Source organism: Streptomyces sp. NRRL S-340, assembly GCF_000720185.1.
Classification (GTDB): domain Bacteria; phylum Actinomycetota; class Actinomycetes; order Streptomycetales; family Streptomycetaceae; genus Streptomyces.
The window spans coordinates 87,573-105,125 of sequence record NZ_JOIY01000021.1; the positions used below are offsets into that span (position 1 = coordinate 87,573).

The window sequence follows — 17,553 nt, forward strand, 5'->3', positions numbered from 1 at the left end:
GTCCCCCTGCCCTATCTGGCAAGAGCCGAGACGAAACATTTGAGGTTCCGGGATTATCTGCGACTGGGGCGCGGAATTGTTTTCAGGGGAGTTCTTGCGGGCCGTTGAGACAGCGACGATGCGCCGCGTCGCATTTGTAATATCTGCTCACCATCAGATTAGGGCTGGTGCCCCATAGTCACCGGAGCGACCGTGAATCACCTCTCTCGTCATCTAGCGGACACGTCGGACGACATCCTTGACGACACGGCCGAGGCTGAGCCGCCATCCACGGCAACCGGCATCGCCGCCCCGAAAAGGCCCTGCCCGGCCGGGAGGCCGCGGGTGTTCGTGGAGTACGTCATTGTCGACGGCGAGGACGCTCACCCGCTGGCCCAGCGCCAATGCGCCGCGATCCGCGAGGTGCTGAAGTGGCTCTACGCCCGCCACAGCGTCCCAGCGGAAGGCGGACAGGCCGAAACGGCCAGCTCTACGCCTTCCCGCACGGAGGGGGACGCCACGTGACCGTCACCCCACCTGCCCCCCGGTCGCCCTGGGCACCTCCAGTACCCGGCCGCCCCTGGGCCACCGACGGCATCCCGGACGCAGCGGCGCCTCCAGTGACTGTCCCGGTTGCCTGGCTCGGCCGAACCTCCACAGAGGACGCCCAGGACCCCACGTTGTCGCTGCCCCGACAGCTGCGCAACGCCAGAGCCGCTCTGCCAGCCGGCTGGGTGATCGTCGCCCACTTCTACGACGTGGAGTCCGGCCGCAAGGAACTGCACGAGCGAGGCAACTCCCTAGCCCACCAGAACTTCGAGATCCCCATCCCACGCGACGGCAGCGTCACCGACCTCCTCAAAGAGGCCCAACGCCCCAACCGTCGCTTCGCTGCCGTCATTTGCGAGTCGATCGAACGCATCGCCCGCCGCACTTACTTCGGCACGAAGATCGAGTACGAGCTGGAGCAAGCTGGAGTCGCCCTGTGCGCCGCCGACGAGCCGATCGTCACCGATCCCAGGGCCAAGCTCGCCACACCAACCCTCACCCGCCGCATCAAGCAGGCCGTCTCCGAGTGGTATGTGCTCCAGATGCTCGAGCTGTCCTGGGACGGCTTCATCGAGCACATCTCCCAGGGCTGGAACGTGGGGAAGCCTCCCTACGGCTACCTGGCGGAGAAGGTGCCTCACCCCGTACCGGCTCGCCGAGCTGAGGGCCGTACCAAGCACCGGCTCATCCCCGACCCGCCGCGGGCCTCAGCGGTCACCTTTATCTTCCAGCTTCGCGGGCTGGATAAGCTCGGTTACGACGCCATCGCCGACCGTCTGAACCTGGACCTGGCGGCTTACCCGCCTCCGGAGCCGACCCGCCCCGATGTGGCCCTGGGGTGCTGGAGCGGTTCCGCCGTGCGAGAGATCCTGCGCAATCCGAAGTACACGGGCTACCAGGTCTGGAACCGCCGGGCGATGAAGAAGGGCGGTCGCTACAACGACCCGAAGGACTGGGTGTGGTCGCCCCGGCCCGTCCATGAGCCTCTTGTCACCAAGGAACTGTTTGACGCCGTCTCCACCGTGGGCCGCAAACGCCAGGGATCCCGCGCCACCCACGGAGCCAACGCGCACCCGGCCACCAAGCGCTCCTACGTCCTGCGGTCGTACGTCTACTGCGACACTTGTGATCGCCGCATGTTCGGCAAGTCGCGCCACCAGATCTCCTACTACGCCTGCCAACCCGACCCGAACGAACATCGTGATCAGCCGTGGTTTCCTGATCACCCCAAGAGCTTGTGGATCCGCGAGCAGATCCTGATCGCCTCCATCTCCCGCTTCTTCGCCACCAGGATCTTCGGATTCGATCGGCGTAGCCACCTCGGAGCCGCCCTCGAAGCCGCTCGGTCCGCGGACGGTGCCGGCGACCGCATCGGCAAGGAGCGGGCCGCGCTGGGACGCACTATCAGTGCCATCGGCCAGCGCCAGGCGCATCTCATCCATACCCTCGCCAACTGCCTTGGCGGCTACGAGGCCAGAGATCTCCACCCGGATCAGGAGAAGCAGTTGCGTGACTCGATCCAACGCGAGCACGCCGCGCTGGGCGCCCAGCGTGAACAGCTCGCCGAGCAGCTGGCTCACCTGCGCGCGCCGAAACAGGCTGTGCGCGCCGCAGCCAATGCGGCTCCGCTGGATGCGGTCCCGCCCCTCGATGTGGATCTCGCCCTGGTCCCGGAGGAGATCCAACGACGGCTCTACAGCGCCTTCGGGCTGGAGGTTCGCTACAGCCGACCCCACGAAGAGCTGACCCTGAGGGTGACGATTCCGGACTACCTGCTTGACGGACTGATGTTCGCCGCCCACGAGCTGCAGCCATGAAACAAAAAAGCGCGTAACCCCCCATCACGGCAGCTCACGGGGCTGCCTGGTCTCTTCCGGAACGTCTGATCAGCACGACTCAGTAGGTCTGCGCTCAGCGTCACCTGCCCTCGGCGCCTCATCGATGCTCGCCACCTCGACAGGGTCTGACCCGCCCGACAAGGCGCCTGACATCCCATCAGAACGAGCGTCAAATGAGCGTCACGAGCGTCATTTCAGCGTCAAGATATCGCCCGTAACGCCCACACCGCACATAATGCGCACCCAAGAAACCGCAGGTCAGGAGCCCTTCGCGGCCGGTTCAAGGATCGCGACACACTCAACGTGGTGGGTCATCGGAAACAGATCGAACGCCCGAAGCGTACGCATCCGGTAGCCGCCATCCCGGAAGTATCCGAGGTCCCGGGCGAGTGCGGCCGGGTCGCAGGCGACGTAGGCGATGCGGCGGGCGCCGAGGGAGGAGAGGTGGGCGACCGTCTTGCGGCCGGCGCCCGCGCGGGGCGGGTCGAGGACGATGAGGTCGACCTCGGTGATGCCGGTGCGCGGGAGGACGGCGTCGACCTTGCCCTGTTCGATGCGGACGCGGGGGAAGTCCGCGAGGTTGTGGCGGGCGTCCTCGACGGCGCGCTTGCCGGACTCGATGCCGAGCACGGCGCCCTGGTCGCCGAGGCGGTCGGCGAGGGCGCCGGCGAAGAGGCCGACGCCGCAGTACAGGTCGAGGGCCATCTCGCCCTTGCGCGGGAGCAGGCCCTGCATGACGGCGGTGACCAGGGTGTCGGCCGCCTTGGGGTGGACCTGCCAGAAGCCGGAGCCGCCGACCCGGTGGGTGCGGCCGTCGGCGCGTTCGCGGACGAAGGGGCGGCCGTGGACGCGGTGGACGCCGCCGGTCTTCTCGTCGACCCGCAGGACGGAGACCGGCTTGTCCAGTTCGACCAGCGGGAGGCGGGCGCCCGGGCGCGGGGTCAGGACGACCTGGCGGTCCTGGGAGCCCGTCGCCGCGATCGCCTCGACCGACTCCATGCCCGTCCAGTCGCGCCGCTCGATGCCCAGTTCGCTGACGCCCTGTGCCGCGATCATGCAGTGGTCGATGCGCTCGACCTCGTGCGAGCGGTGCCGGCGCAGACCCGCGTGGCCCTCGGCATCGACGGCGTACTGGACGCGGGTGCGCCACTGCGGCACCTCGCCCGCGGGCAGCTTGTCGCCCTCGGCGGGCATCACCGTGCCGTCCCAGCCGGCCTCCTCGGGCGTGAGGCCCGCGAGCCGCTCCAGCTGCTCGGCGACGACCTCGCCCTTGAGGCGGCGCTGCGCGCCCGGCTTGGCGTGCTGCCAGTCGCAGCCGCCGCAGCGGCCGGGGCCGGCGTAGGGGCAGGGTGCCTCGATGCGGTCCTTGGACGCCTCCAGGATCCGTACCGCGTCCGCGCGCAGGAAGCGGGCGCCCTCCTCGCCCTCCGTCACCCGGGCGACGACCCGTTCGCCGGGCAGCGCGTGACGTACGAAGAGGACCTGGCCCTCGGCCGTGCGGGCGATGCAGTGTCCGCCGTGGGCGACCGGGCCGATCTCGACCTCGTACTCCTCGCCCACCAGCGACTTCGGCCGGTCCGCCGGTTCCGGTCCCACCTGGGCGTTCTTCGGTTCTGCCTGCATGGTGGGTGACTCCAGATCGGGGAAGCGGGAACGGCCGGACAACAGCCCACCAGTCTACGTGGGTGTCGTCCGGCCGTTCACCACCAGGCCACGGAGCCGGGGCTCAGGCCTGGGGGGCCGACGGCTCCTTCGGCTCCTTGCGCACCTGCGCCGGTCCGCGCCGCACCGCGCCGGGCGCGCTCCACTCCTGGCGCCTGCGGGCCCGCAGCTTCGCCGCCTCGGAGGAGGCGAGCTGGTAGGGCACCGAGGTGACCATGACGCCCGGCGTGAACAGCAGCCGACCCTTCAGGCGCAGCGCGCTCTGGTTGTGCAGCAGGTGCTCGTACCAGTGGCCGACGACGTACTCGGGGATGATCACCGAGACCGCGTCGCGCGGGGACTCCTTGCGCAGGCTCTTGACGTACTCGATGACCGGCCGGGTCACCTCGCGGTACGGCGAGTCCAGCACCTTCAGCGGTACGTCGATGCCGCGCCGCTCCCACTCCTCCCGCAGCACCTTCGTCTCCGCCGGGTCGACGTTGACGGTGAGCGCCTCCAGGCTGTCCGAGCGCATCAGCTTGGCGTAGGCCAGGGCGCGCAGGGTGGGCCGGTGGATCTTGGAGATGAGGACCACGGAGTGGATCCGGGAGGGGCGGACGAGGTCGTCGGCCGGTTCCTCGGGCGCGGCGATCTCCTCGGCGACCCGGTCGTAGTGCTTGCGGATCGCCGTCATCGTCGCGAAGAAGATGCACATGCCGAGCAGGGCGACCCAGGCGCCGTGCGTGAACTTGGTGAGCAGGACGACGACCAGCACCAGGCCGGTGAGGAACGCGCCGAAGGCGTTGATGGCGCGCGAGCGGATCATGTGACGCCGCTTGGCCGCGTCCCGTTCGGTGGCCAGGTGGCGGTTCCAGTGCCGCACCATGCCGATCTGGCTGAGCGTGAAGGAGACGAACACGCCGACGATGTATAGCTGGATCAGCCGGGTGGAGTCGGCGCCGTAGACGACGACCAGCAGGGTCGCCGCGCCCGCGAGCAGGACGATGCCGTTGGAGAAGGCGAGCCGGTCGCCGCGGGTGTGCAGCTGGCGGGGCAGGTAGCGGTCCTGGGCGAGGATCGAGCCGAGGAGCGGGAAGCCGTTGTACGCCGTGTTGGCGGCGAGGAAGAGGACCAGGGCGGTGGCCGCGGCCAGGACCACGAACAGGAAGCTGCCCTTGCCGAAGACGGCCTCGGCGACCTGGGAGATCACCGGGTTCTGCACGTATCCGGAGCCGAGCGGGCTGCCGTTGTGCAGGAGGTCGGTGGCCGGGTTCTCGGCCATGTGGACCTTGGTCGTCATGGCGAGGCCGATGATGCCGCAGAACATGGTCACGGCCAGCAGGCCCATCGCCGCCAGGGTGGTGGCCGCGTTCTTCGACTTGGGCTTGCGGAAGGCCGGGACGCCGTTGGAGATCGCCTCGACGCCGGTGAGGGCGGCACAGCCGGAGGAGAAGGCGCGCAGCAGCAGGAAGACGAGCGCGAAGCCCGCGAGGCCCTGGTGCTCGGCCTTGATGTGGTAGTCGGCCGTGGGTGCCCGCATGGTGTCCCCGAGGGCCAGCCCGCGGAACGCCCCCCAGAGGATCATGACGAAGACGCCGGCGACGAAGACGTACGTCGGGATCGCGAACAGCGTGCCCGACTCCTTCACGCCGCGCAGGTTCATCAGGGTCAGGAGCACGATCACCACGACCGCGCAGAGCACCTTGTGCTCGACGACGAACGGGATCGCGGAGCCGAGGTTCTCGATTCCGGAGGAGATCGAGACGGCGACAGTCATGACGTAGTCGACGAGCAGTGCGCTGGCCACCGTCAGCCCCGCCTTGGCACCGAGGTTGGTCGTGGCCACCTCGTAGTCGCCGCCGCCGCTCGGGTAGGCGTGCACGTTCTGCCGGTACGAGGCGACGACCGTGAACATCAGCACGACGACCGCGACCGCGATCCAGGGGCTGAAGTGGTAGGCCGACACGCCCGCGATGGACAGGACCAGCAGCACCTCGCCGGGTGCGTACGCCACGGAGGACAGCGGGTCGGAGGCGAAGACGGGGAGTGCGATGCGCTTCGGCAGAAGGGTCTCCCCCAGCCGGTCGCTGCGCAGTGCGCGCCCGATCAGAATGCGTTTGGGCACGTCGGTCAGTTTGGACACAACAGAGGATCGTAGGCCTTCGAACTGGGGCTCGCCCACCTGCCACCCGAGATCTGCCTCACGAGTGAAATCGGGTGCGGCCGGCGCCACGGATTCCGCAGGTGGGCGCGTGGCTGTGCCTAGATGTCTGGACTCGGCCGCTTCCCCCGCCCGCTCCCCGTCCGTTCCGCGCCCGTTCCCCGCCCGCCGCCGACCCCCGGAGGTCCCATGCCCCCGCCCGCGGAGCTGATCGGCGCCGCTGTGACGCTGCTCGGCCTCGGATTCCTGACCGTGTGCAGCGTGCGCAGCATCACTCGGCGCGGGCCCTCCGAAGTGGAATAGGAGCTGCGGACGAAAGTGGACGCTGCCCGCCGGGGCCCGCTTTCGTGCGCGGCTCCGAGGCGTTCGGTCCGGCCGTCCGTCCGGTATGCGGCAGGGGGGTGCCCGCCTCCGGCCGCGCATGTGTAGCTTGTCCCTCTGTCTGAGACCCTGATGGGGCTGAGCAGTAGCTGTTGACACCGGAAGGACGGTCGTGCACATCGTCATCATGGGCTGCGGGAGAGTGGGCTCCGCTCTCGCCCAGACCCTGGAGCAACAGGGGCACACGGTCGCCGTGATCGACCAGGACCCCACCGCCTTCCGTCGGCTGGGGCCCGGGTTCGGCGGCCGCCGGGTCACCGGGATCGGCTTCGACCAGGACACCCTGCGCGAGGCGGGCATCGAGGAGGCCGGGGCCTTCGCGGCCGTCTCCAGCGGCGACAACTCGAACATCATCGCTGCGCGGGTGGCCCGTGAGATGTTCGGTGTGCAGAACGTCGCGGCCCGTATCTACGACCCGCGCCGCGCCGAGGTCTACCAGCGGCTGGGCATCCCGACGGTGGCCACGGTCCGCTGGACGGCCGACCAGATGCTGCGCCGGCTGCTGCCCTCCGGAGCGGAACCGCTGTGGCGCGACCCCACGGGCGGGGTCCAGCTGGCCGAGGTGCACGCGTCGCCGAAGTGGGTCGGCCACAAGATCAGCAGGCTCCAGGAGGAGACCGGCGTCCGGGTGGCGTTCCTGACCCGCCTCGGCGAGGCGATGCTGCCCACCTCGCAGACCGTGCTCCAGGAGGGCGACCTCGTGCACGTGATGATGCGGACGGACGACGTGGACAAGGTCGAGGCGGCGTTCGCCGAGGGCCCCGAAGAGGAGAGCGGTCACTGATGAGGGTCGCCATTGCCGGTGCCGGCGCGGTCGGTCGCTCGATCGCGGGCGAGCTGCTGGAGAACGGCCACGAGGTCCTTCTCGTCGACAAGGCGCCGACCGCCATCTCGGTCGAGCGCGTCCCGCAGGCCGAGTGGCTGCTCGCCGACGCCTGCGAGATCACGTCCCTGGACGAGGCGGCGCTGCAACGCTGCAACGTGGTGATCGCCGCGACGGGCGACGACAAGGTGAACCTGGTCGTCTCGCTGCTGGCGAAGACGGAGTACGGCGTGCCGCGCGTCGTCGCCCGGGTGAACAACCCGAAGAACGAGTGGCTGTTCAACGAGGCGTGGGGCGTGGACGTCGCCGTGTCCACGCCGCGGCTGATGTCGGCGCTGGTCGAGGAGGCGGTGAGCGTCGGCGACCTGGTGCGCCTGCTGCGCTTCAGCCACGGCGACGCCAACCTGGTCGAGCTGACCCTGCCGGAGGAGTCGGCGCTGGCCGGCACCCAGGTCGGTGACGTGCAGTGGCCCGAGGACACGTCGCTGGTCACGATCATCCGCGGCGCCCGGGTGCTCACCCCGTCGCAGGAGGACTCGCTGGAGGCCGGCGACGAACTTCTGTTCGTGGCCGCGCAGGCCCGTGAGGAGCAGTTGGAGGACCTGCTGTCGGTGCGGCGGGAGGACGCGGAGGGCTGAGCCCGCCGCGGACACGACGCGTACGCGGACACGACGACGAGCGCGGAGACGACGCGTAGGCGCATACGGCGGCGAGGGGCGCCCGGAGATCTCCGGGCGCCCCTCGCCGCAGTGTGCGCGGGCCGGCTACGCCTCGCGGCGGTGGCGGCCGGCCGCCGGGCCCGCCGAGGGGGGGCCGTCGGGGGCGTCGCCGCGCTCGGCCGCCAGGGCGGCCTTCCGCTCCTCCTCGGCCTTCTCCTCCGCTTCCATCTCCGCGAACACGTCGATGGGCGCGGGCGCCTTGGCCAGGAACACCCAGGTGAGGTAGACGGCCAGCAGGAAGGGCGGGATCTTCAGGGCGACCAGGACCCAGCCGAGCTGCGCGGTGTTCGCCCACCAGTACAGGGGGAAGAGGATCGCGCACTTGGCGAGCAGGATCAGGCCCCAGGCCCAGCTCGCCTTGGTGTACGCCTTCTTGCGGCCCGGGTTGCGGGTGCGCCAGGAGAGGTTCTCCTTGAAGACCGGGCCGAGGATGAGACCGATCAGCGGGACCCCGGCGAGCGCCGTGACGATGTAGGCCAGGCTCAGGCCCAGCGTGTAGAGCATGCCCGGCAGGTAGAAGTCCTTGGCGTTGCCGGTCATCATCGCGAAGACCACGCCGAAGGCGACGCCGAAGACGCCGCTGAAGGCGTGCTTGACGGTGTCCCGCATCACCAGCCGGACCGCGACCAGCACCACGGAGACCGCCAGAGCGGCGATCGCCGACCAGTGCAGGTCCTTGTCGACCGTGAAGATGCTGACGAAGAGCAGGCCGGGGAGCACCGTCTCGACCATGCCCCGGACTCCGCCGAACGCCTCGAAAAGCGCGGCCTCCGTCACCGCCCTGGCCCCGTCGTCGGCGGTCGTCTCTTCGGTCGGCTTGTCGAGTGACGTCACGGGCTACTCCCGTCCGAGGGGTCGCAGTTCGTACTTGGGGTTGAACAGCACCCGGCGGCCCCGGCTCATGGAGATCCGGCCCGATGCGATCAGCTTGCGCCCCGGTTCTATACCCACGATGGAGCGCCTGCCGAGCCACACCACGTCCAGGGCCGCGGAGCCGTCGAACAGCTCCGCCTCCAGGGCCGGGACTCCGGCGCGCGGACGCAGGGTGACCGTGCGCAAGGTACCAGTAACGGTGACGATCTGTCGGTCGTGGCAGTCACCGATCCGGGTGCACCCCGCGGTCTCGGTGTCCTCGCGCAGCTCCTCCGACTCCAGGTCCTCCTGCGACGAGGAGAGCCGGTCGAGCATGCGCCGGAACCGGCCCGTCGGCTTCTCGGGGCGAGGAACAGCACTCATGACTGAAGGGTACCGGGGCAGGGCGGCAGGACCGTAACCGCGCTCACCCCGGCCTTCCCCTCCCCGCCGTTCTCACTTCTCGAAGCGGTAGCCCATCCCCGGCTCGGTGACGAAGTGCTCGGGGTGCGACGGGTCGGCCTCCAGCTTGCGGCGCAGCTGTGCCATGTAGACGCGCAGGTAGTTCGTCTCCGTGCCGTACGAGGGCCCCCACACCTCCTGGAGCAGCTGCTTCTGGCTGACCAGGCGGCCGGTGTTGCGCACCAGCACCTCCAGCAGGTGCCACTCGGTCGGGGTCAGCCGTACGTCCTTGCCGCCCCGGTTGACCTTCTTCGCGGCGAGGTCGACGGTGAACTGCGCGGTCTCCACCGTCGTCAGGTCGTCCTCGCCGCCGCCGACGGGCTCGGCGCGGCGGACGGCGGCGCGCAGCCGGGCCAGCAGCTCGTCCATGCCGAAGGGCTTGGTGACGTAGTCGTCGGCGCCCGCGTCCAGGGCCTCGACCTTCTCGTCGGAGGAGTGCCGGGCGGACAGCACCAGGATCGGCACCCGGGTCCAGCCGCGCAGGCCCCGGATGACCTCGACACCGTCCATGTCGGGCAGACCGAGGTCGAGGACGACGACGTCGGGGTGGCGGGAGGCGGCGAGGTCGAGGGCGCTCCGGCCGTCGGATGCGGCGTCGACCTCGTACTTGCGTGCCTTGAGGTTGATCACGAGGGCACGCACGATCTGCGGCTCGTCGTCGACCACCAGCACCCTGGTCATGAAACCTGCCTTTCTGGGGGTACGGGGCTCGGTCTGCGGGGCCCGGCTTGCTCCTCGGCCGCTGCGCCCGTCCTCCCGGCCGGTGCGGACCGCTCCTCGGCCGGTGCGGCCGTCTCTTCGACCGCTCCGCCCGTCTCCGCGGCCGGTGCGGGCGGTTCCCCGGCCGGTGCGGCCGCGCGGAGGCTGAGCACCATCGTGAGGCCGCCGCCGGGCGTGTCCTCGGCGTCGAGGGTGCCTCCCATCGCCTCGGCGAAGCCGCGCGCCACCGCGAGGCCGAGACCGACGCCCGCGCCGCGCGGCGCGTCGCCGTAGCGCTGGAAGGGTTCGAAGATGCGGTCCTTGGCCTCGTCCGGCACCCCGGGGCCGCGGTCGACGACGCGGACCTCGACGCGGTCGGCGATGGCGCTGGCCGACACCAGGACGGCTTCGCGGGCCGGGCTGTACTTCACGGCGTTCTCGACGATGTTGGCCATCGCGCGTTCCAGCAGGCCGGCGTCCACGGCGACCATCGGCAGGCTCTCGGGCACGTCGAGGTGCACGCTGTCCTCGGGCACCCCGCCCAGCGCCATCGGCACGACCTCGTCGAGGTCGATCCCGCGGATCAGCGGCGTGACGGTGCCGGTCTGCAGGCGGGACATGTCCAGCAGGTTGCCGACGAGGTGGTCCAGCCGGTCGGAGCCCTCCTCGATGCCCTCCAGCAGTTCGGCGCGGTCCTCCTCGGACCACTCGACGTCCTCGGAGCGCAGCGAGGAGACGGCGGCCTTGATGCCGGCGAGGGGGGTGCGCAGGTCGTGGCTGACGGCGGCGAGCAGCGCGGTGCGGATGCGGTTGCCCTCGGCCAGGGCCCGCGCCCGGTCGGCCTCCTCCTGGAGGCGGCGGCGGTCCAGGACGACGGCGGCCTGGGCGGCGAAGGCCGCCAGCACCCGGCGGTCGGAGGCGGGCAGGACGCGTCCGGTCAGCGCCAGTGCCATGTGGTCGCCGACGGGCATGTCCACGTCCGCGTCCTCCGGGCGCTGCGACGGACGCCCGGTGCCGGCCCGGCCGGCGCAGGTCCACGGATCCACGTCGCTCTGCCGTTCGAGGAGTGCCACCGATTCCATGCCGAAGGTCTCGCGGACGCGCTCCAGCAGGGCCTCCAGGCTGGTCTCGCCGCGCAGGACGCTGCCCGCGAGGAAGGACAGTATCTCCGCCTCGGCGCGCAGCCGGGCGGCCTGGTGGGTGCGGCGGGCCGCCAGGTCGACCACGGAGGCCACGGAGACGGCGACTCCGACGAAGATCGCGATGGCGACGATGTTCTTGGGGTCGGCGATGGTCAGCCGGTGCAGGGGCGGTGTGTAGTAGTAGTTCAGCAGGAACGATCCGACGGCCGCCGAGGCGAGCGCCGGCAGGAGTCCGCCCAGCAGGGCCGCCGCCACGGTCAGGGTGAGGAACAGCAGCATGTCGTTGGCCAGGCCGAGGTCGACGCCGTTGAGCAGCACCGCGAGGACCACCGGACCGGCGAGCGCCATCACCCAGCCCCAGGCGATCCGGGCCCGGCCGAGCCGCGCGCCCCGGGCCACGGGCAGTCCGCGCCCCTTGGCGATCTGGCCGTGGGTGACGATGTGCACGTCGAGGTCGGGGCCGGACTCGCGGGCCACCGTGGCGCCGACGCCGGGCCCGAAGACGTACTGCCAGGTCTTGCGGCGCGAGGAGCCCAGCACGATCTGGGTGGCGTTGACGCCGCGCGCGAAGTCGAGCAGGGCGGCCGGTATGTCGTCGCCGACGACATGGTGGAAGGTGCCGCCCAGGTCCTCCACGAGGGTGCGCTGGACGGTCAGCTCCTTGGGTGAGGCACCGGTGAGTCCGTCGCTGCGGGCGATGTAGACGGCCATGACCTCGCCGCCCGCGCCCTTCTCGGCCAGCCGGGCCGCGCGGCGGATGAGGGTGCGTCCCTCCGGTCCGCCGGTCAGGCCCACCACGATGCGCTCACGCGACCCCCAGATCTTCGACACCCGGTGTTCGCTGCGGTACTGCTGCAGGTACTCGTCGACCCGGTCGGCCACCCACAGCAGGGCCAGCTCGCGCAGCGCGGTGAGGTTGCCGGGCCGGAAGTAGTTGGACAGGGCGGCGTCGACCTTGTCCGGCTGGTAGATGTTGCCGTGCGCCATGCGACGGCGCAGCGCCTCCGGCGACATGTCGACCAGTTCGATCTGGCCGGCCCGGCGCACGACCTCGTCGGGCACCGTCTCCCGCTGCCGCACGCCGGTGATCGACTCGACGACGTCACCGAGTGATTCCAGGTGCTGGATGTTGACGGTGGAGACGACGTCGATGCCGGCGGCGAGCAGTTCCTCCACGTCCTGCCAGCGCTTGGCGTTGCGGGAGCCGGGGACGTTGGTGTGGGCGAGTTCGTCGACGAGGGCGACCGCGGGGGCACGGCGCAGCACCGCGTCGACGTCCATCTCGGTGAAGAGGGCCCCCCGGTGTGCCAGCTCCCGGCGCGGCACCTGCTCCAGACCGTGCAGCATCACCTCGGTGCGCGGACGGTCGTGGTGCTCGACGAACGCGACGACGCAGTCGGTGCCCCGCTCCACCCGGCGGTGCGCCTCGGACAGCATCGCGTAGGTCTTGCCGACTCCCGGTGCCGCACCGAGGTAGATCCGGAGCTTGCCGCGTCCCATGGCCTCATTGTCTTCCCGTCACACCTGTGCACGCAGCGTCGACCTTACGGCCAGGGATCCGGGCAAAAGGGGCCGGGTGGGACCCCGGACCGGTCTTTGACGCAACTCTGACGCGGAAAGGAGGGGGCAGGTCAGACAGGCGGAGGGGAAAGAGGCCGGGGGTGCGGCCCGCCGGGGCGGAGAGCGTACGGCAGCGGGGAGCGTCCGGGGGCGGGCCGCCGTCCGTCAGTGCTCGACTATTTCGCCGTCGCGCAGTTCCAGGACGCGGTCGGCGAGGTCGAGGAGGGTGAGGTCGTGGGTGGCGACGAGGGCGGTGACCCGCTGGCTGTGGACGACGGCGCGCAGCAGTTCCATCACCGCGAGGCCGGTCTCCGCGTCGAGCTGGCCGGTCGGTTCGTCGGCGATGAGGAGCGCGGGGTCGTTGGCGAGGGCGCGGGCGATGGCGACGCGCTGCTGCTGGCCGCCGGAGAGTTCGCCGGGCCGCTGCCTGGCGTGGTCGGCGAGGCCGACCAGGGAGAGCAGGAGTTCCACGCGCTCCTCCCGCTCGCGGGGGTCGGCGCGGCGCATGCGCAGCGGCACCCCGACGTTCTCCGCGGCCGTGAGGATGGGGATCAGGCCGAAGGACTGGAAGACGAAGCCGACGCGGTCGCGGCGCAGGGCGAGCAGGCCCTCCTCGCCCAGCTCCGACAGGGCGCGGCCGTCGACCTCGACTGCGCCCTCGTCGGGCTCGTCGAGGCCGCCCACGATGTTGAGCAGGGTGGTCTTGCCCGAGCCGGAACGGCCCTTGAGCGCGACGAGTTCACCGCGCGGCACCTCGAAGGAGACCCCGCGCAGGGCGTGCACCGCGCCGGCGCCCTGCCCGTAGGACTTGTGGACGTTCTCGACACGCACCATCGTGTCGGTGGCGACCTGGCTCATGTGCTGCCCTCCCCGTCGTGCTCCCCCATGGACCTGCGCCAGTATCACGAGCGGCGGCCCGTTCCATCAATCCCTCAACGGACGGCGTCCGGGATTGGTTTCCGTTCGTTGCACGGGAGGAAGACGGGGCGGGCGGGGCGGGCGGGCCAGGTGACACGCGGCCCCGGGAGGCGCAGGAGGCACGGAGAGGGCGCACGGAAAGGGCCGCCCCCTGGCGGGTGCGGCCCTCGGTGTCCTGCGGTCGCGGTCCGGTCCTCGGCGTCCTGCGGCGGCCCGGTCCAGCAGGAGCGGGTCTAGCGGACCTCGGTGATCTCCGGGCCGCGCTGGAGCTGGCCCATGCCGCCGGAGAAGCGGGACTGGCCCTCGTCCTGCTGGACGCCCTCGGGCACCATCTGCGCGTCGTTGGGCAGCTTCAGCACGATCGGGTCGCGGGGCGCCATCGGACCCTCGCCGCGGACCACGACCGTGTCGCGGAAGATCTGCTCCAGCAGTCCGGCCGCCTGCGGCTGCACCGCTCCCTGACCGGAGATGACCCCGCGCAGGAACCAGCGGGGGCCGTCCACACCGACGAACCGGACCACCTGGAAGCCGCCCGTGCCGTCCGGCAGCTGCACCGGCACCTGGGCGCGCAGTTCCCAGCCGAGCGGTCCTTCGACCTCGTCGACGATGCCGCCCTGCTGGGTGATGCCGGTCGCGATCTCCTCGCGGACCTCGCCCCAGATGCCCTCGCGCTTGGGCGCGGCGAAGGCCTGCAGCTGGACCGCGCTGTCCCCCAGGACGACGGTCGCCGCGACGATCGCGTCGCCCGCGACCTCCACCCGCAGCTCCATGCCGTCCACGCCCGGCACGAACAGGCCGCCCAGGTCGACGCGGCCCTCGTTCGGGTCGCCGACCTCGGTGCTGTCCCAGGGCCCGTCGGGCCGGGGTTCGGGCTCGAGGCGCACTCGCGCGCGCTCGCCCTCTTCCTCTTCGTCCGCCTCGGTGTCGACGTTGTCGACGACCTGCTCGGCCTCGCCGGCCGCGTCCTCGGCGGCACCCTTCTTCTTGCGACGTCCGAACACGTCACTGTCCTTCCCGGTCGGATACGACCGAAGCGTATCGATTCCCACCCGCCGGTCCGCTCATGGCGGTCCGGCCGCTTGTGCCGCTCTCACCGTCCACCGCGGCATGGCCACCGGTGGACCCGAAGCCCCCCTCGGCCCGCGCCGAGCCGGGAAGTTCCGCGACCTCCTGGAAGCGGACCCTCTCGACCTGCTGGACGACCAGTTGGGCAATCCGGTCGAAGCGCTCGAACCGCACGGACTCGCGCGGGTCGAGATTCACCACGATCACCTTGATCTCCCCACGGTACCCGGCATCAACCGTCCCCGGGGCATTCACGAGGGCGACACCGCACCGGGCGGCCAGGCCGGACCGGGGGTGCACGAAGGCCGCGTACCCCTCGGGGAGGGCGATGGACACGCCCGTGGGCAGAACGGCGCGTTCACCGGGGGCGAGCGTACGGGCGACGGTGGTGCGCAAGTCCGCGCCGGCGTCACCGGGGAGCGCGTACCCCGGGAGCGGTACGTCGGGATCGACGCGGCGGATCATCACGTCCAGGGGCGGACGGCCTGCGGAACTCACGGGTTCACCTCGAAGGCGCGGGTCCGCCGGATCCGGTCCGGGTCGCTCATGGCGGCCCGGATCTCCTCGTCGCGGCCGTGCTGCACGAAGTGGTCGACCTTGACCTCGACGAACAGTGCGTCGGCGCGCACGGCGACCGGGCCGTCGGGGCCGCCGACGCGGCCGGTGGCCGTGGAGTAGATCTTCCGTCCGGCCACGGCCGTGACCTCGGCCTCCAGGTGGAGCGTCGTACCGACCGGGACGGGCCGCACGAAGTCGGTCTCCAGGCGCCCGGTGACCGCGATCGTCCGCAGCAGCCAGTTCAGCGAGCCGAGGGTCTCGTCCAGGGCGGTCGCGAGGACGCCGCCGTGCGCGAGGCCCGGCGCGCCCTGGTGGGCGGGCTGCACGGTGAACTCGGCGGTGATGCGGACGCCCTCCCCGGCCCGCGCCTGCAGGTGCAGTCCGTGCGGCTGGTCGCCGCCGCACCCGAAACACCCGCCGTAGTGCGCGCCGAGGAGTTCCCCGGGCGCGGGGGCGTCGGGGTGCCGTACGGGCCGCCGGGCGTCGGCGGGAGGCTGAAGGGCTGCGGAACTACCACTCACAGGCGCAGACCTTACCCGCGCGTCGGCGTCGTCCGGACACCGTGCCAAGCTGGATTCATGCAGCTTCCCGCCCAGCCGTACGAAGAACGTCTCACCGCGCCCCGCTCCTGGTGGCTGATCAGCTTCCTGATCGGTGTCTCGTGCGCCCTGATCCTGTTCCCCTTCGGCACCCTGCCGATGCTCGGCGGCCTGGTCGGCGGCACGGCGGTCGCGGCCGTCGTGGCCAGCTCCTACGGTTCGGTCCGCATCCGGGTCGTGGGCGGCTCGCTGATCGCGGGCGAGGCGAAGGTGCCGGTCACCGCCCTGGGCGACGCGGAGGTCCTGGACGCGGAGGAGGCGCGCGCCTGGCGCACCCACAAGGCCGACACCCGGGCGTTCCTGCTGCTGCGCGCCTACATCCCCACCGCGCTGCGCGTGCTGGTCACCGACCCGGAGGACCCGACGCCCTACCTGTACCTGTCCACGCGCGAGCCCGAGCGGCTGGCCGAGGCGCTGCGGGCGGCCCGGGCGGCGACTTCCCCGGGCACGGCCGCGTAGGCCTCCGCGGACCCGGCCGGGGCCCGGCCGCGTGACCCCGGTGCCGGCATCGCCGGGCAGGGCCGCGTGACCTCCGTGCGTGCCCGCGCGGGGAACGGCCGCCCCGGACCCTGCGGGTGGGCGACGGGGTGTTCCGCGGGCCCCGAGCGGGACCGTCGTCAGTGCGGGGGCCGTCCGGGATCGCCGTCGCCGGAACCGGGTTTCCCGGGGGCTTCGTCCATCGGGAGCGGCGCCTTGGGGGTCTCCAGGGGCGGCAGGGCGGGCAGTTCGTCCCAGGGGACCTGGATCTTGCGCAGGTCGGAGCGGACGCGGGCCGCGAGTCTCCTGGTGTCGCGCCGGTTGACGACGGCGCCGACGGCCGCGCCCACCAGGAAGGGCATGAGGTTCGGCAGGTCGCGGACCATGCGTTTCATGATCTGCTGGCGCAGCCGGCGCTTCATCTGGCCGCCGAGGGCGGAGTCGACGGTCGACGGCCTGGTCACGTCGATCCCGCGCTCCCCCGACCAGGAGGACAGGTACACGGTGCTGCGCGTTCTGAGGTGGCCCGGGGGCCGCACTCCGTAGACCTCGTGGAGTTCGGCGATCAGTTTGAGTTCGACCGCCGCGACGCCGGTGATCTCCGCGGCCAGTTCGGTGGGCATGGCGGGCGGTACGGGCAGCATGGCCGCCGCGCCGATCCCGGCGCCGATGGTGGACGTCCCGTGGGCGGCGCCCGCGACGAGTTTGTCCGCCAGCTCCTCGGGGCCCAGGCCCGGGAACTGCCGGCGGAGCGTGGCGAGGTCGCGCACCGGGATCCGGGGGGCGATGTCGATGATCCGGTCGGCCAGGTGGGACAGTGCCGCCCTGGCCCGGCTGCCGCTTCTGCGGACGCCGTTCCTGGCGGCCTCGCCCGCCCGGTCGCGGATCACCGCGACGCGGCGCCTGGCGAGGGGCGCGGGCCGTGCCGCCGAGGCGGCAGGGTCACCACGCCCTGACACCTGCGCGAGCGAGGCCGATCCCGTGGATGCTGTCGCATCTGTCCGGTCGGACGGACGGGATGGGCCTCGCTCGTGGTCACGCGCGCCGTGAGAGCCGTCGGACGGCTCCGGGTCCGCTTCCCCGCGGGAGAAGCGGCGCTTCCAGGGAGGGGTCGAGCCGGTCACGGCCGA

At 71.4% G+C, this 17,553-nt stretch carries 16 protein-coding genes; 5 read left to right on the forward strand and 11 right to left on the reverse strand.

Annotated features, from left to right (window positions below; translation table 11 throughout):
• The first annotated feature begins 330 nt into the window (after positions 1-330).
• The gene (locus IG64_RS18235; protein ID WP_158771596.1) at positions 331-504 is read left to right on the forward strand and encodes a hypothetical protein; all 174 of its coding nucleotides are present in this window, start codon (positions 331-333) and stop codon (positions 502-504) included.
• A gap of 155 nt (positions 505-659) precedes the next feature.
• A complete protein-coding gene (locus tag IG64_RS42245; RefSeq protein WP_234438545.1) occupies positions 660-2,345 on the forward strand; it encodes a recombinase family protein in 1,686 nt (561 codons plus the stop codon).
• 279 nt (positions 2,346-2,624) lie between these two features.
• Here the strand turns inward: IG64_RS42245 and IG64_RS18245 are convergent, their stop codons facing one another.
• Positions 2,625-3,989, reverse strand: a complete 1,365-nt coding sequence (locus IG64_RS18245) for a class I SAM-dependent RNA methyltransferase (RefSeq protein ID WP_037857434.1) — start codon at positions 3,987-3,989, stop codon at positions 2,625-2,627.
• A 103-nt stretch (positions 3,990-4,092) separates the two neighbouring features.
• The gene (locus tag IG64_RS18250; protein ID WP_037857435.1) at positions 4,093-6,150 is read right to left on the reverse strand and encodes an APC family permease; all 2,058 of its coding nucleotides are present in this window, start codon (positions 6,148-6,150) and stop codon (positions 4,093-4,095) included.
• A gap of 511 nt (positions 6,151-6,661) precedes the next feature.
• Between IG64_RS18250 and IG64_RS18255 the strand changes: the two genes are divergently transcribed.
• Together IG64_RS18255 and IG64_RS18260 are read left to right on the forward strand one after the other, a co-directional pair.
• Positions 6,662-7,333 (forward strand): potassium channel family protein, encoded by a 672-nt coding sequence (locus IG64_RS18255; protein WP_037857436.1) that lies wholly within the window; start codon positions 6,662-6,664, stop codon positions 7,331-7,333.
• Positions 7,333-8,010 carry a potassium channel family protein gene (locus IG64_RS18260; RefSeq protein ID WP_037857437.1) on the forward strand — a complete coding sequence of 226 codons (678 nt, stop codon included), beginning with the start codon at positions 7,333-7,335 and terminating at the stop codon, positions 8,008-8,010. Before IG64_RS18255 ends, IG64_RS18260 begins: the two co-directional genes overlap by 1 nt.
• Positions 8,011-8,136: 126 nt before the next feature.
• Here IG64_RS18260 and IG64_RS18265 read toward each other — a convergent pair whose 3' ends face one another.
• From IG64_RS18265 to IG64_RS18300, 8 genes are all read right to left on the reverse strand, one after another.
• A complete protein-coding gene (locus IG64_RS18265; RefSeq protein ID WP_037857442.1) occupies positions 8,137-8,925 on the reverse strand; it encodes a DUF3159 domain-containing protein in 789 nt (262 codons plus the stop codon).
• Between the two features lie 3 nt (positions 8,926-8,928).
• Positions 8,929-9,327, reverse strand: coding sequence for an OB-fold nucleic acid binding domain-containing protein (locus IG64_RS18270; RefSeq protein ID WP_078884073.1), 399 nt, complete (start codon positions 9,325-9,327; stop codon positions 8,929-8,931).
• Between the two features lie 72 nt (positions 9,328-9,399).
• Positions 9,400-10,086 carry a response regulator gene (locus IG64_RS18275; protein WP_037857444.1) on the reverse strand — a complete coding sequence of 229 codons (687 nt, stop codon included), beginning with the start codon at positions 10,084-10,086 and terminating at the stop codon, positions 9,400-9,402.
• The gene (locus IG64_RS18280; RefSeq protein WP_037857445.1) at positions 10,083-12,746 is read right to left on the reverse strand and encodes a sensor histidine kinase; all 2,664 of its coding nucleotides are present in this window, start codon (positions 12,744-12,746) and stop codon (positions 10,083-10,085) included. Before IG64_RS18280 ends, IG64_RS18275 begins: the two co-directional genes overlap by 4 nt.
• A 225-nt stretch (positions 12,747-12,971) precedes the next feature.
• Positions 12,972-13,664: an ABC transporter ATP-binding protein gene (locus tag IG64_RS18285; RefSeq protein ID WP_037857448.1), complete on the reverse strand. Its 693-nt coding sequence runs from the start codon at positions 13,662-13,664 to the stop codon at positions 12,972-12,974.
• A 293-nt stretch (positions 13,665-13,957) separates the two neighbouring features.
• On the reverse strand, positions 13,958-14,725 hold the full coding sequence (locus tag IG64_RS18290; protein ID WP_037857449.1) for a DUF3710 domain-containing protein: 768 nt from the start codon (positions 14,723-14,725) through the stop codon (positions 13,958-13,960).
• 1 nt (position 14,726) lies between these two features.
• Positions 14,727-15,254 (reverse strand): dUTP diphosphatase, encoded by a 528-nt coding sequence (gene dut / locus IG64_RS18295; protein ID WP_037857519.1) that lies wholly within the window; start codon positions 15,252-15,254, stop codon positions 14,727-14,729.
• 29 nt (positions 15,255-15,283) lie between these two features.
• Positions 15,284-15,868, reverse strand: coding sequence for a PaaI family thioesterase (locus tag IG64_RS18300; RefSeq protein ID WP_037857451.1), 585 nt, complete (start codon positions 15,866-15,868; stop codon positions 15,284-15,286).
• Between the two features lie 57 nt (positions 15,869-15,925).
• Between IG64_RS18300 and IG64_RS18305 the strand changes: the two genes are divergently transcribed.
• A complete protein-coding gene (locus IG64_RS18305; RefSeq protein WP_037857455.1) occupies positions 15,926-16,405 on the forward strand; it encodes a DUF3093 domain-containing protein in 480 nt (159 codons plus the stop codon).
• A gap of 158 nt (positions 16,406-16,563) precedes the next feature.
• On the opposite strand, the gene IG64_RS18310 is transcribed toward IG64_RS18305, so the two are convergent.
• Entirely contained in the window at positions 16,564-17,547 is a 984-nt protein-coding gene (locus tag IG64_RS18310) for a hypothetical protein (protein WP_078884074.1), read from the reverse strand.
• Positions 17,548-17,553: the final 6 nt, after the last annotated feature.